At 71.5% G+C, this 13,490-nt stretch carries 11 protein-coding genes; 10 read left to right on the top strand and 1 reads right to left on the bottom strand.

The window, feature by feature from the left end:
* The 10 genes from IH00_RS44185 to IH00_RS44190 all read left to right on the top strand — a co-directional run.
* Positions 1 to 2,534, top strand: a 2,534-nt coding sequence (locus IH00_RS44185) for an ATP-binding protein (RefSeq protein WP_234334909.1), incomplete at its 5' end; no start/stop codon positions are given.
* A 244-nt stretch (positions 2,535 to 2,778) separates the two neighbouring features.
* Positions 2,779 to 3,462 (top strand): response regulator, encoded by a 684-nt coding sequence (locus tag IH00_RS0120755; RefSeq protein ID WP_031075745.1) that lies wholly within the window; start codon positions 2,779 to 2,781, stop codon positions 3,460 to 3,462.
* A 205-nt stretch (positions 3,463 to 3,667) separates the two neighbouring features.
* Positions 3,668 to 6,511, top strand: coding sequence for a DNA translocase FtsK (locus IH00_RS0120760; RefSeq protein ID WP_052411529.1), 2,844 nt, complete (start codon positions 3,668 to 3,670; stop codon positions 6,509 to 6,511).
* Positions 6,512 to 6,751: 240 nt separating this feature from the next.
* A complete protein-coding gene (locus tag IH00_RS0120765) occupies positions 6,752 to 7,663 on the top strand; it encodes a helix-turn-helix domain-containing protein (RefSeq protein WP_078887868.1) in 912 nt (303 codons plus the stop codon).
* 129 nt (positions 7,664 to 7,792) lie between these two features.
* Positions 7,793 to 9,274: a 30S ribosomal protein S12 methylthiotransferase RimO gene (gene rimO / locus IH00_RS0120770; protein WP_052411530.1), complete on the top strand. Its 1,482-nt coding sequence runs from the start codon at positions 7,793 to 7,795 to the stop codon at positions 9,272 to 9,274.
* Positions 9,271 to 10,104 (top strand): CDP-diacylglycerol--glycerol-3-phosphate 3-phosphatidyltransferase, encoded by an 834-nt coding sequence (gene pgsA, locus IH00_RS0120775; RefSeq protein ID WP_031075752.1) that lies wholly within the window; start codon positions 9,271 to 9,273, stop codon positions 10,102 to 10,104. Before rimO ends, pgsA begins: the two co-directional genes overlap by 4 nt.
* Positions 10,101 to 10,622, top strand: a complete 522-nt coding sequence (locus IH00_RS0120780) for a CinA family protein (RefSeq protein WP_031075754.1) — start codon at positions 10,101 to 10,103, stop codon at positions 10,620 to 10,622. Before pgsA ends, IH00_RS0120780 begins: the two co-directional genes overlap by 4 nt.
* A gap of 109 nt (positions 10,623 to 10,731) precedes the next feature.
* A complete protein-coding gene (locus IH00_RS0120785; RefSeq protein ID WP_019889909.1) occupies positions 10,732 to 11,115 on the top strand; it encodes a helix-turn-helix domain-containing protein in 384 nt (127 codons plus the stop codon).
* Positions 11,116 to 11,277: 162 nt separating this feature from the next.
* The gene (locus IH00_RS0120790) at positions 11,278 to 11,763 is read left to right on the top strand and encodes a Dps family protein (RefSeq protein ID WP_031075757.1); all 486 of its coding nucleotides are present in this window, start codon (positions 11,278 to 11,280) and stop codon (positions 11,761 to 11,763) included.
* A 572-nt stretch (positions 11,764 to 12,335) separates the two neighbouring features.
* Positions 12,336 to 12,593 carry a hypothetical protein gene (locus IH00_RS44190; RefSeq protein ID WP_078887880.1) on the top strand — a complete coding sequence of 86 codons (258 nt, stop codon included), beginning with the start codon at positions 12,336 to 12,338 and terminating at the stop codon, positions 12,591 to 12,593.
* 89 nt (positions 12,594 to 12,682) lie between these two features.
* Here IH00_RS44190 and IH00_RS0120800 read toward each other — a convergent pair whose 3' ends face one another.
* The gene (locus IH00_RS0120800) at positions 12,683 to 13,489 is read right to left on the bottom strand and encodes an Fpg/Nei family DNA glycosylase (RefSeq protein ID WP_031075759.1); all 807 of its coding nucleotides are present in this window, start codon (positions 13,487 to 13,489) and stop codon (positions 12,683 to 12,685) included.
* Between the last annotated feature and the right edge of the window lies 1 nt (position 13,490).

Genomic DNA, 13,490 nt, shown 5'->3' on the forward strand with positions numbered 1-13,490 from the left:
TCAACACGATGGTCGACCAGCTCTCGTCGTTCGCCGAGGAGGTCACGCGGGTGGCCCGCGAGGTGGGTACCGAGGGCATCCTCGGCGGCCAGGCCCGGGTCCGGGACGTGGACGGCACCTGGCGCGACCTGACCGAGTCGGTGAACGAGATGGCCGGGAACCTGACGCGGCAGGTGCGCGCGATCGCGGCCGTCGCCACGGCGGTGACCCGCGGTGACCTGAACCTGAAGATCGACGTCGATGCGGCGGGCGAGATCCAGGTCCTCCAGGACAACATCAACACGATGATCGCCAACCTGCGCGACACCACCCTCGCCAACGAGGAGCAGGACTGGCTCAAGGGCAACCTGGCCCGGATCTCCGGTCTGATGCAGGGCCGGCGCGACCTCGACGACGTGGCGTCGCTGATCATGAGCGAGCTGACCCCGGTGGTCTCGGCGCAGCACGGCGCGTTCTTCCTGGCGATGCCCACGGGCGGCGGCAACGAGATCGGGGCGGACGAGGACGGCTCGTACGTGCTGGTCATGCGCGGCAGCTACGGCTACTCGGCCGGGTCGATGCCCACGTCCTTCCGGCCGGGCGAGACGCTGATCGGTACGGCCGCCGAGGAGAAGCGGACCATCCAGGTCAATGTGCCGCCCGGTTACCTCAAGATCTCGTCCGGGCTCGGGGAGGCCGCCCCGGCGCATGTGATCGTGCTGCCAGTGCTCTTCGAGGGGAAGGTCCTCGGCGTGATCGAGCTGGCGTCGTTCCAGCCCTTCACGCAGATCCAGCGCGACTTCCTGAACCAGATCGCCGAGATGATCGCGACGAGCGTCAACACCATCAGCGTCAACACCAAGACCGAGGTGCTGCTCGAGCAGTCGCAGGAGCTGACGGAGCAGCTGCGGGAGCGTTCGGCGGAACTGGAGAGCCGGCAGAAGGCGCTGCAGGACTCCAACGCCGAGCTGGAGGAGAAGGCCGAGCTGCTGGCGCAGCAGAACCGCGACATCGAGGTGAAGAACACCGAGATCGAGGAGGCGCGGCAGGTGCTGGAGGAGCGGGCCGAGCAGCTCGCCGTCTCCATGCGCTACAAGTCGGAGTTCCTGGCGAACATGTCGCACGAGCTGCGTACGCCGCTGAACTCGCTGCTCATCCTGGCGAAGCTGCTCGCGGACAACGCGGAGGGCAACCTGTCGCCGAAGCAGGTCGAGTTCGCCGAGACCATCCACGGTGCCGGTTCGGACCTGCTCCAGCTGATCAACGACATCCTCGACCTGTCGAAGGTCGAGGCGGGCAAGATGGACGTCAGCCCGACCCGGATCGCGCTGGTCCAGCTCGTCGACTACGTGGAGGCGACGTTCCGGCCGCTGACCGCCGAGAAGGGCCTGGACTTCTCCGTACGGGTGTCGCCGGAACTGCCGGCCACGCTCCACACCGACGAGCAGCGGCTGCTGCAGGTGCTGCGCAACCTGCTGTCGAACGCGGTGAAGTTCACCGACAGCGGGGCGGTGGAGCTGGTGATCCGGCCCGCCAGGGCGGACGTGCCGCAGTCGATCCGCGAGCAGTTGCTGGAGGCGGGTTCGCTGAGCGAGCCGGACGGCGACCTGATCGCGTTCTCGGTGACCGACACGGGGATCGGCATCGCCGCCAGCAAGATGCGGGTGATCTTCGAGGCGTTCAAGCAGGCGGACGGTACGACGAGCCGCAAGTACGGCGGTACGGGTCTGGGGCTGTCGATCAGCCGGGAGATCGCGCGGCTGCTGGGCGGCGAGATCCACGCGGCGAGCGAGCCGGGCCGTGGCTCGACCTTCACGCTGTACCTGCCGCTGCACCCCAGCGAGCTGCCGCCGCACGGGTACGGGCATCAGGGCTCGGGTGCGGAGCCCGGTGGCTCCGACGGCCAGGGGCCGGAGGGATTCGGCGAGGCGGCGCAGGACGGGCGCTCGGGCGGAGGGGCGCTGTTCCGGCATCGCCGCAGGGCGGTGGGCCGGGCGGAGCCGCGGGCGGCGCTGCCGGGCCGGACGGCGCAGCCGCAGGAGGCGCCTTCCCCGGCGGCCGGGGGGCAGCAGGCTTCGGGGGTGGCCGCGGGCCCGGCGGCCGGTGCGGCGTCCGGGGCGCAGGAGTGGCCGGGCGCCGGTCAGGAGGACGCGCACGCGCCGGGACACCGCTTCGCGTTCAACGGTGAGAAGGTGCTCATCGTCGACGACGACATCCGCAACGTCTTCGCGCTCACCAGCGTCCTGGAGCAGCACGGGCTGGCGGTGCTGTACGCCGAGAACGGCCGTGAGGGCATCGAGGTGCTGGAGCAGCACGACGACGCGGCGGTCGTCCTGATGGACATCATGATGCCGGAGATGGACGGATACGCGACGACGACGGCGATCCGGCGGATGCCGCAGTTCGCCGGCCTGCCGATCATCGCGCTGACGGCGAAGGCGATGAAGGGCGACCGGGAGAAGGCCATCGAGTCCGGGGCGTCCGATTACGTTACGAAGCCGGTGGATCCGGATCATCTGCTCTCCGTGATGGAGCAGTGGATGCGCGGAGAGTGATCGGGTGCTGCACGGATGACGGCGAGTTGTTGACTGACTGTGGTCGAAGGCGTGTGAGAGGGCGGCGTACGGGGAACCTTCTGGTCTCCCACCGCGTTTCTGCTATGTGCACAGTGACATCGCGGTGACAGGGTGTGGCGACAGGCGGGGTGCGGCTACCATGACCGGCACAAGGACGGACGGCGCAAGGGAGTCGTCCCCTGGGGCGGCGCCCGGCCAACTGCCGGGGCGAGGAGGACGGGCCATGGTGCAGAAGGCCAAGATCCTCCTGGTCGATGACCGACCGGAGAATCTGCTGGCGCTGGAGGCCATCCTCTCTGCGCTCGATCAGACGCTGGTCCGGGCATCGTCAGGGGAGGAAGCGCTCAAGGCGCTGCTGACGGACGACTTCGCGGTCATTCTGCTGGATGTCCAGATGCCGGGAATGGACGGTTTCGAGACCGCCGCGCACATCAAGCGTCGGGAACGGACGCGGGACATCCCGATCATCTTCCTCACCGCGATCAACCACGGCCCGCACCACACCTTCCGCGGGTACGCGGCCGGGGCCGTCGACTACATCTCCAAGCCGTTCGACCCCTGGGTGCTGCGCGCCAAGGTCTCGGTCTTCGTCGAGCTGTACATGAAGAACTGTCAGCTGCGCGAGCAGGCGGCGCTGCTGCGGCTCCAGCTCGAAGGCGGCCAGGGCGGCCAGGACGGCGCGGCCCGTGAGTCCGCTGGTCTGCTCGCCGAGCTCTCCGCCCGCCTCGCCGCGGTCGAGGAGCAGGCCGAGGCCCTCTCCAAGCAGCTCGACGACGAGTCGGCGGACGCCGCGGCCGTCGCCACCGCCGCGCACCTGGAGCGCAAACTCACCGGACTGCGCCGGGCGCTGGACGCCCTGGAGCCCGGCAGCGGAGGGGGCTCGCCCGGCCTTCCCGTACAGGGCTGACGCGCTGTCCGCCTGACGGGCCGTCAGTGACTCCGCCGCCGGTACGACGTACCGTCGGTGCCTCCTCGGTCACCGTGGGGGCGGCCACCCGGCTCACGGCCCTCGTTGAGCCGTCGTCAGTTTGCGGTGACCGCGCGGACGACACGAACGGGTGAAGCGGTAGGCACACGTGTCCACCGCGTCCCACACCGGTAATCTCACCCCCATGGCCTCACGTACGTCCGGCAAGGGTCCCCACGGCACGGCGGGCACCGCGAAGCCGCGCGCCGCCGGCCGTACGACAGGCGCCGCCGGCGCCGCGAAGAAGGCGGCACCCGCCAAGCCACCCGTCAAGAGGGCCGCGCCTGCCGCCAGGAAGGCCGCGGCGAAGAAGGTCCCCGCCAAGAAGGCCGCCGCCAGGAAGGCGGCGGCCGGCGCCAAGGGCGCGTCGAAGGCGGCACCGTCCCCCACCGGGGGGCTGTACCGGCTCGTCCGCGCCCTGTGGCTCGGCCTCGCCCACGCGGTCGGCGCGATGTTCCGCGGCATAGGGCGCGGCGCCAAGGGGCTCGACCCCGCGCACCGCAAGGACGGGCTGGCGCTGCTCCTCCTCGGCATCGCCCTGATCGTCGCCGCCGGCACCTGGGCCAACCTCCGCGGCCCGGTCGGCGACCTCGTCGAGATGCTGGTGACCGGCGCGTTCGGGCGGCTCGACCTCCTCGTACCGCTGCTGGTCGGCGCCGTCGCGGTCCGCCTCATCCTCCACCCCGAGAAACCTGAGGCCAACGGGCGGATCGTCATCGGCTTGTCCGCCCTCGTCATCGGCGTGCTGGGGCAGGTGCACATCGCGTGCGGCTCGCCCGGCCGCGACCAGGGCAGCGAGGCGGTGCGGGACGCGGGCGGCCTGATCGGCTGGAGCGCCTCCAAGCCGCTGGTCTTCATGATGGGGGAGGTCCTCGCCGTCCCCCTGCTGGTGCTGCTCACCGTCTTCGGGCTGCTCGTGGTCACGGCGACGCCCGTCTACGCCATCCCGCAGCGGCTGCGTGCGCTCGGGACCCGTCTCGGGCTGCTCGAACCCGGGGCCGTCGGCCCCGGGGAGGACGACGAGCGCTACGACGAGCAGTGGCGGGAGGCGCTGCCCGCCCGGAGGCGCGGGGCGGTGCCGCCCGCCGGTGCGTACGACGCCCACGGCCCGGAGCAGGCCGAGGAGGAGGCGCTCACCCGCCGCAGGCGGCCGCGGAGGACGGCGGCCGTCCCCGAGCCGGACTTCGACCGGCCCAGGGACGCGGTCGACATCGCGGCGGCGGCCGCGGCCGCGCTCGACGGCGCCGTACTGAACGGCATGCCGCCCTCGCCGGTGGTCGCCGACCTGACCCGGGAGGTCACGGCCGACCGGAAGCGCGACGCACGGGACGCCCGCGACGCACGGGACACCGGGGAGAGCGCCGCGCCCGTCCCGCCCGCGCGGGACGCCGTGCAGCCCGGCCGCCGGGCGGGAGCCTCCTCCGGCCAGGTCCCGGACCTCACCAAGGCCGCGCCCGTGCGGGACGAGGGGCAGTCCCTGCCGCCGCGTGCCGAGCAGCTCCAGCTCGCCGGGGACATCACCTACGTCCTGCCCTCGCTCGACCTGCTGGAGCGCGGCGGCCCGGGCAAGACCCGCAGCGCCGCCAACGACGCGATCGTCGCCGCGCTGACCAACGTCTTCTCCGAGTTCAAGGTGGACGCGGCCGTCACCGGCTTCACCCGCGGGCCGACGGTCACGCGGTACGAGGTGGAGCTCGGCCCGGCCGTGAAGGTCGAGCGGATCACGGCGCTGACCAAGAACATCGCCTACGCCGTCGCCAGCCCCGACGTCCGGATCATCTCGCCGATCCCCGGCAAGTCGGCCGTCGGCATCGAGATCCCGAACACCGACCGCGAGATGGTCAAGGTCGGTGACGTCCTGCGCCTCGCCGACGCCGCCGAGGACGACCACCCGATGCTGGTCGCGCTCGGCAAGGACGTCGAGGGCGGCTACGTGATGGCCAACCTGGCGAAGATGCCGCACGTGCTCGTCGCCGGTGCCACCGGGTCCGGCAAGTCGTCGTGCATCAACTGCCTGATCACCTCGGTGATGATAAGGGCGACCCCCGAGGACGTACGGATGGTGCTGGTCGACCCCAAGCGCGTCGAACTCACCGCCTACGAAGGCATTCCGCACCTCATCACGCCCATCATCACCAACCCCAAGCGGGCGGCCGAAGCGCTCCAGTGGGTCGTGCGCGAGATGGACCTGCGCTACGACGACCTGGCGGCGTACGGCTTCCGGCACATCGACGACTTCAACGCCGCCGTACGGGCCGGAAAGGTCAAGCAGCCCGAGGGCAGCGAGCGCGAGCTCCAGCCGTACCCGTACCTGCTGGTCATCGTCGACGAGCTCGCGGACCTGATGATGGTCGCGCCGCGGGACGTCGAGGACGCCATCGTCCGCATCACGCAGCTGGCCCGCGCGGCCGGCATCCACCTGGTGCTGGCCACCCAGCGGCCGTCCGTGGACGTCGTCACCGGACTCATCAAGGCGAACGTGCCCTCGCGGCTCGCCTTCGCCACCTCGTCGCTCGCCGACAGCCGGGTCATCCTGGACCAGCCGGGCGCGGAGAAGCTCATCGGCAAGGGCGACGGCCTCTTCCTGCCGATGGGGGCGAACAAACCCGTCCGCATGCAGGGCGCCTTCGTCACCGAGGAGGAGGTCCAGGCGGTCGTCCAGCACTGCAAGGACCAGATGGCGCCGGTCTTCCGCGACGACGTCACGGTGGGATCCCAGAAGAAGAAGGAGATCGACGAGGACATCGGCGACGACCTCGACCTGCTGTGCCAGGCCGCCGAACTGGTCGTCACCACGCAGTTCGGTTCCACCTCGATGCTCCAGCGCAAGCTGCGCGTGGGCTTCGCCAAGGCCGGCCGGCTGATGGACCTGATGGAGTCGCGCAACATCGTCGGGCCGAGCGAGGGGTCCAAGGCACGGGACGTCCTTGTCAAACCGGATGAGCTGGATGGAGTACTCGCACTGATCCGGGGGGAGTCGGAGGGGTAGGTATCCGCCGTCCGAGTCCTGATGGAGTCTCACTCGTAAGGGGATCGTGAGCAACCGTTTCCCCGCGTCGTACGTCAAGTTGGGAAGAGAGACGGACAATGGATCTCCTGCCCGTCCCGTCCTTCGGGCGCACGGCCATTCCTATGGCGTACAAACTGCGTCCGCCCGGTTGCTTAACCCTTTCGTACCACCCATAGACTGAACCTCCAGCAGGTGGTTACACGCTCGAAAGGCGCCCTCGTGTCCATCGGCAAATCCCCCGAAGACGACCGGCCTTCGCCCCCTTCGTCCGTTCCGTCCGGACCCTCGGATACGCCCGAGGGCACCGGGACGCCGACCCCTTCGGACGCTTCCGGCCCCGCGGGACCGGAGGCGGACCGCCCCTCGATCGGCCGCGTCCTCCAGCAGGCCCGTGTCGACAGGGGGCTGACCGTCGAGGAGGTCAGCACCTCCACGCGCGTGCGCATCCCGATCGTGCACGCCATCGAGGAGGACGACTACTCACGGTGCGGCGGCGACGTCTACGCCCGGGGGCACATCCGTATGCTCGCGCGTGCCGTCGGCCTCGATCCGGTCCGCCTGGTCGAGCAGTACGACGCCGAGCACGGCGGCCGGCCCTCGCCGACGCCCGCCGCGCCGCTCTTCGAGGCCGAACGCATCCGCCCCGACCGGCGGCGCCCCAACTGGACCGCCGCCATGGTCGCCGCCATCGTCGCCGTGATCGGCTTCGTCGGCTTCACGATGTTCAACGGCGACGACAGCGCCTCCACCACCACGCACGTCGCGGAAGGCCCGGCCCCCGCCCAGAAGCCGGTCCCGAAGCCGAAGCCGCCCAAGCCGGTCGTCCCGCCGCCCGCGCCGTCCGAGAGCGCGATCGCGGCCGTCCCGAAGGACAAGGTCACCGTCAGGCTCACCGCGACCGACGACAAGAGCTGGATCTCCGCCAAGGCCAGCGACGGCAAGCTGCTCTTCGACGGGCTTCTCCTGGAAGGCGACTCCAAGACCTTCCAGGACGACGAGAAGATCGATCTCATCCTGGGCAACGCCGGGGCGATCGAGCTCTTCGTGAACGGCAAGAAGGTCGACGAGAAGTTCGAGGCCGGGCAGGTCGAGCGCCTGTCGTACACGAAGGGCGATCCCCAGGTCGGGTGACGCCGGCAGGACCGCCGGGCGGGCCCGTAGGGCGCTGCGGGCCGCCTGCCGGGCATCGGGGACAGGGCGGCGGAGCCCCGCAAAAGGGTGGCGCCGGGGGCATGGCCGGGACGAAGTAGTCTTGAGTCCATGCCCGAACGCCGTACCGTCGCCCTTGTCACTCTTGGCTGCGCCCGTAACGAGGTGGACTCGGAGGAGCTCGCAGGCCGCTTGGCAGCGGACGGCTGGGAGCTCGTCCAGGACGCCGCCGACGCGGATGTCGCGGTCGTCAACACCTGTGGGTTCGTCGAGGCCGCCAAGAAGGACTCCGTCGACGCCCTGCTGGAAGCCAATGATCTGAAGGACCACGGCAGGACCCAGGCCGTCGTCGCGGTCGGCTGCATGGCCGAGCGGTACGGCAAGGAGCTCGCCGAGGCGCTGCCCGAGGCCGACGGTGTGCTCGGCTTCGACGACTACGCCGACATCTCCGGCCGCCTCCAGACCATCCTGAGCGGTGGCAGCGTCGAGGCGCACACCCCGCGCGACCGGCGCAAGCTGCTGCCGCTGAGCCCCGTACAGCGCCAGGAGGCGGCCGCCGGGATCGCCCTGCCCGGTCACGCGCAGGAGCCCGCCCCCGCCCCGGAGGACCTGCCCGAGGGCCTCGCACCGGCCTCCGGCCCGCGCGCCCCGCTGCGCCGCCGGCTGGACCGCAGCCCGGTCGCCTCGGTGAAGCTCGCCTCCGGCTGCGACCGGCGCTGCTCCTTCTGCGCCATCCCGTCCTTCCGCGGCTCCTTCGTCTCGCGCCGACCCTCCGACGTCCTCGGCGAGACCCGCTGGCTCGCCGAGCAGGGCGTCAAGGAGATCATGCTGGTCTCCGAGAACAACACCTCGTACGGCAAGGACCTGGGCGACATCCGGTTGCTGGAGACCCTGCTGCCGGAGCTGGCGGCGGTCGACGGCATCGAGCGCGTACGCGTCAGCTACCTGCAGCCCGCCGAGATGCGCCCCGGACTCATCGACGTCCTGACGTCCACCGAGAAGGTCGCGCCCTACTTCGACCTGTCCTTCCAGCACTCGGCGCCGGGTGTGCTGCGCGCCATGCGCCGCTTCGGCGACACCGACCGGTTCCTGGAGCTGCTGGACACCATCCGCGGCAAGGCGCCGCAGGCCGGTGTGCGCTCCAACTTCATCGTGGGCTTCCCCGGTGAGACCGAGGAGGACTTCGCCGAGCTGGAACGCTTCCTCACGCACGCCCGCCTCGACGCCATCGGCGTGTTCGGCTACTCGGACGAGGACGGCACGGAGGCCGCCACGTACGAGGACAAGCTCGACCAGGACGTCGTCGACGCCCGGCTCGCCCATCTCACCCGGCTCGCCGACGAGCTCACCGCGCAGCGCGCGGAGGAGCGGATCGGCGAGACGATGGAGGTACTGGTCGAGTCGGTCGACGCGTCGCCGGACGGTGACGGTGCCGTCGGCCGGGGCCCGAACCAGGCGCCCGAGACCGACGGTCAGGTCGTCTTCACGACGACCGAGGGCCTCAAGCCGGGCCGTATGGTCACGGCGAAGGTCGTCGGGACCGAGGGCGTCGACCTGATCGCCGAGTGTCTTTTCGAGGAGGCGGGCAGATGACCGGAGTCCCGGCATCCGCCGCGGGCGGTGCGGGCAGGCCGACGCCGCCCGGCGGCAAGCTGGGCGCTGCGGCCGTCAACCAGGCCAGCCTCTGGAACATCGCCAATATCCTGACCATGGTGCGGCTGGTGCTCGTGCCGGCCTTCGTGGTGCTGATGCTCCAGGACGGCGGGTACGACCCCGCCTGGCGTGCCTGGGCGTGGGCGGCCTTCGCCGTCGCCATGATCACGGACGTGTTCGACGGCCATCTGGCCCGGGCGTACAACCTGGTCACCGACTTCGGCAAGATCGCCGATCCGATCGCCGACAAGGCGATCATGGCTGCCGGACTGGTGTGCCTGTCGGCGCTGGGGGACCTGCCCTGGTGGGTCACGGGTGTGATCCTCTTCCGCGAGCTGGGCATCACGCTGATGCGGTTCTGGGTCATCCGGCACGGGGTCATCCCCGCCAGCCGCGGCGGCAAGATGAAGACGCTGGCGCAGGGCACCGCGGTCGGTATGTACGTGCTCATGCTGACGGGGCCGCTGGCGACCCTCCGCTTCTGGGTGATGGCGCTGGCCGTCGTGTTGACGGTCGTCACGGGTCTCGACTACGTGCGGCAAGCGGTGGTGCTGCGCCGCCGCGGCCTTGCGGCCGAGCGGGCACGGCTCGTCGCGGACCACGCCGGGCAGGCCGCCGCCGAGGTCGCCGGAGCCGGCGCGGGCGGTGCCGGTGGAGCTGCGGCCGGGCCGGCGCAGGCCGGAGCGCCGCAGTCCGGATCGGCGTCGGAGGCCGCTGCGCGGTCCGAGACGGGAACCGGGGCGGAGCGTGGATCGGAGGCGGGGCGATGAACCCTGCCGAGCGCGCGCTCATGCTGCTTGCGGAGCGTGACCAGACGGTGGCGGTGGCGGAGTCCCTCACGGGTGGACTGGTCGCCGCCGAGCTGACGTCGGTACCGGGCGCCTCACGGTCCTTCCGCGGGTCGGTCACGGCGTACGCCACGGAGCTGAAGCGGGACCTGCTGGGCGTCGACCGGGCCCTTCTGGAGGACCGGGGGGCGGTCGATCCGGACGTGGCGCTGCAGATGGCGGCGGGTGTGCGCACCCGGCTGCGGGCCGGCTGGGGGGTCGCGACCACGGGCGTCGCGGGGCCCGAGCCGCAGGACGGACAGCCGGTCGGAACGGTGTTCGTGGCCGTCTGCGGGCCCTCCGGCGGGCCGCTCGGGGATGGGAAAGTCGTCGCCCTGCGATTGAACGGCGACCGCGCGGAAATCCGTAGAGAGAGTGTACGGAGCGTGCTGGAACTGCTCGCGGACGAACTCTCGGAGAATGCGCGGGCACAGGATACGGAACAGAACGGGGGGAATTGATGTTTGCAGCCCTGAGTGAACACGACATCGCTCCCCGCACGGCCGCAGCGCGAGGCGGTACGGTGGGGCGTGAAGGATGCGGCTACGCGGTCCGAGGAGGGAGCCACCGATGATTCTGCTCCGTCGCCTGCTGGGTGACGTGCTGCGTCGGCAGCGCCAGCGCCAGGGCCGTACTCTGCGCGAAGTCTCCTCGTCCGCCCGAGTCTCGCTCGGCTATCTCTCCGAGGTGGAGCGGGGGCAGAAGGAGGCTTCCTCCGAGCTGCTCTCCGCGATCTGCGACGCGCTTGACGTACGGATGTCCGAGCTCATGCGAGAAGTGAGCGACGAGCTCTCGCTGGCGGAGCTGGCCGAATCGGCAGCGGCGAGTGAGCCGGTGCCGGCACCAGTGCGTCCGATGCTCAATTCAGTGTCCGTGACGTCGGTGGCGGGCGTGCCGACCGAGCGGGTGACCATCAAGGCGCCCGCGGAGGCGGTGGACGTCGTCGCCGCCTGAGCGCGCGCTCAGCACTTTTCGGCTCGCGTTTTGAGCTGAGCCCCGGTCGGGTACCCGAGTGGCCGACCGGGGCTTTCGTTTACCCCGAATGCCCGTTTTGGGTCGTATGTGTAATGGTGGACGGGTGTGCGCACCGTCGCACGCCGGAACGGAGGATTCGGAATGACTGTCGTGAAGAGCTCTCTGCCCGATGACGACCTGAAGGTGGTCGGCGAAGCCCTGCAGGGCGCGCTGGTGGACGTGGTCGACCTGTCCCTGGTGGCCAAGCAGGTGCACTGGAACGTGGTCGGGCCGCGCTTCCGCTCCATCCACCTTCAGCTCGACGAGGTGGTGGCCACGGCCCGCCAGCACGCCGACGTGGTGGCGGAGCGCGCTTCGGCGCTGGGCATCACCCCGGACGGGCGAGCCGCGACGGTGGCGTCCGACAGCGCCGTCGGCGCCGTGCCGACGGGGTGGATCAAGGACGACGACGCGGTCCGGATCCTGGTGGACGGGCTCGGCGCCGTGGTCCGGCGGATGCGCGAGCGGATCGAGGCGACGGACAAGCCCGACCCGGTGACCCAGGATCTGCTGATCGACCTGACCGCGGACCTCGAGAAGCACGCCTGGATGTTCCAGGCGGAGAGCCGCCAGGCGGAGAGCGCGTAGGCGGCCGGCACCGCGTGGACGGGCTCGCGGTGCGGGCTCGCGGTGGAGGAGCTCTCGATGCGCGAGCCCGTGGCGGCGATGGACGGGGCCGCGCTGGGCGAGTCCGTCGGAGGCGGCCCGGGCAACCGCCTTCTCACGGGGCGGTTTCCCCGGGCGCGCGGCCGGGCCGCTTCGACAGGTCGTCGACGGCGGCGGGCGCTCGGGTGCCGACGGCCGGGGAGCGCGCGGGGGCGGCCGGGCGTGCGCTGGAGGCGTGCACCGGTACGCCCTCCCGCCGGATGATCGCGCCGGTCTAGCGTCGACCGGAGGAGGCGGCCATGGTACGGCGACGGCTCACGAGGCCGGTGCTCACTCGGGTGATACGCAGGGCCGGTGCGCCCCGCGCGGTGGGTGCGACGCATGCGGCACGCGTGCCGTTCGAGCGGTCGGCCGCCCCGCGGTCGGCGCCCGGGCCGCCCTTCTCCGTGGCTGCCGGAGGACTCGCGCGAATGCTGCCCCGGCCGGCGCCCACGGCCCGACGAGCGGTGCCCGCGCCCGCCGGCCCACCAGCCGCGGCCGGGGCCGGGCGGGCGATGAAGCTGGTGCGGTGCGTACTGGGGTTGGTTCTCGGCGCGGTGTGGTTCTGGGCGATGCTGCGGCTGGCGCTGACGCCCGGTAGGGCCGGGCTGCTCGAAGGGGCCGTGGCGGCGGGCGGCTGGGGTTTGAGCCTGCTGCCGGTCCATGTCGCTTCACCTCCTCCGGCCCGGTCCCGGGTCGCACGCGCGGTCGTGCGCAGGGTCACCAGGGCATGGCACCGCCGCCGTGCGCGCGGAGGACCTGACGTGTCGTAAGGCCGAGGCGCCGGAGGCCCCATCGGCACGGCGTGGCCGGTGTCCTCCGGTTCCCCGACGCGCCCCAGAGGGGACTGACGGGCCGTCAATCAGCTTGTTGGGTCCGCTTCGGGCCCTGGGCCCTGCTGGCAGCCGGGGCACCAGTAGGAGACCCGCTCGTGGCTGTCGTCCCAGCGGATCGGGGTGCCGCAGCGGTAGCAGGGCTGGTGCCTGCGGCCGTAGACGTACAGCTTCCGGTCCGGGCGGGAACTGCCGGTGGTGCGCCGGTCGAAGCGCTCCTTGTTGATGTCCAGCAGGCGGTGCGCGGTGGCCACCAGCCGCTCGGGGACGCCGGGCGGGAGCTCGCCGACGGGCAGCCAGGGGGTGACGCGGGCCAGGAAGGCGAGCTCGCACTTGAAGACATTGCCGATGCCGGCGAGGTTCCGCTGGTCCAGCAGCGCTTCCCCGAGGGGACGGGCGGGGTCCGCGCACACGCGCCGCACGGCCTCGTCGGCATCCCAGTCCGGGCCCAGGAGGTCGGGACCGAGATGGCCGACGACGGTGTGCTCGTCGCTCGTGCGGAGGAGGTCCAGCACGGGCAGCCGGTAGCCGACGGCCGTGTGGTCGCTGGTGGCGAGGATGGCCCGGATCTGGTGGGCGGGGCCGCCGCGCCAGCGCTCACCGGGCGCGTAGACGTTCCAGGAGCCGTCCATCCGCAGGTGGGAGTGGAGGGTGAGGCCGCCCTCGACGCGGGTGAGCAGGTGTTTGCCGCGGGGAGTGACGTCGAGCACCTCCCGGCCGCTCAGGTCGGCGGTGGCCAGGCGCGGGACACGCAGGTCGGAGCGCGTCAGGAGCCGGCCCGCCAGGGCGGCGTGCAGGCGGCGGGCGGTCAGCCAGACGGTGTCTCCTTCGGGCATG

Origin of the sequence: Streptomyces sp. NRRL S-118 (genome assembly GCF_000716335.1) — a bacterium.
Classification (GTDB): Bacteria; Actinomycetota; Actinomycetes; order Streptomycetales; family Streptomycetaceae; genus Streptomyces.

Coding starts and splice junctions, on each gene's coding strand:
- IH00_RS0120780 (WP_031075754.1), top strand. CDS start 10,101: ATGAACCCTGCCGAGCGCGCGCTCATGCTGCTTGCGGAGCGTGACCAG.
- IH00_RS0120785 (WP_019889909.1), top strand. CDS start 10,732: ATGATTCTGCTCCGTCGCCTGCTGGGTGACGTGCTGCGTCGGCAGCGC.
- IH00_RS44190 (WP_078887880.1), top strand. CDS start 12,336: ATGAAGCTGGTGCGGTGCGTACTGGGGTTGGTTCTCGGCGCGGTGTGG.
- IH00_RS0120800 (WP_031075759.1), bottom strand. CDS start 13,489: ATGCCCGAAGGAGACACCGTCTGGCTGACCGCCCGCCGCCTGCACGCC.
- rimO (WP_052411530.1), top strand. CDS start 7,793: ATGCCCGAACGCCGTACCGTCGCCCTTGTCACTCTTGGCTGCGCCCGT.
- IH00_RS0120755 (WP_031075745.1), top strand. CDS start 2,779: ATGGTGCAGAAGGCCAAGATCCTCCTGGTCGATGACCGACCGGAGAAT.
- IH00_RS0120790 (WP_031075757.1), top strand. CDS start 11,278: ATGACTGTCGTGAAGAGCTCTCTGCCCGATGACGACCTGAAGGTGGTC.
- IH00_RS0120760 (WP_052411529.1), top strand. CDS start 3,668: ATGGCCTCACGTACGTCCGGCAAGGGTCCCCACGGCACGGCGGGCACC.
- pgsA (WP_031075752.1), top strand. CDS start 9,271: ATGACCGGAGTCCCGGCATCCGCCGCGGGCGGTGCGGGCAGGCCGACG.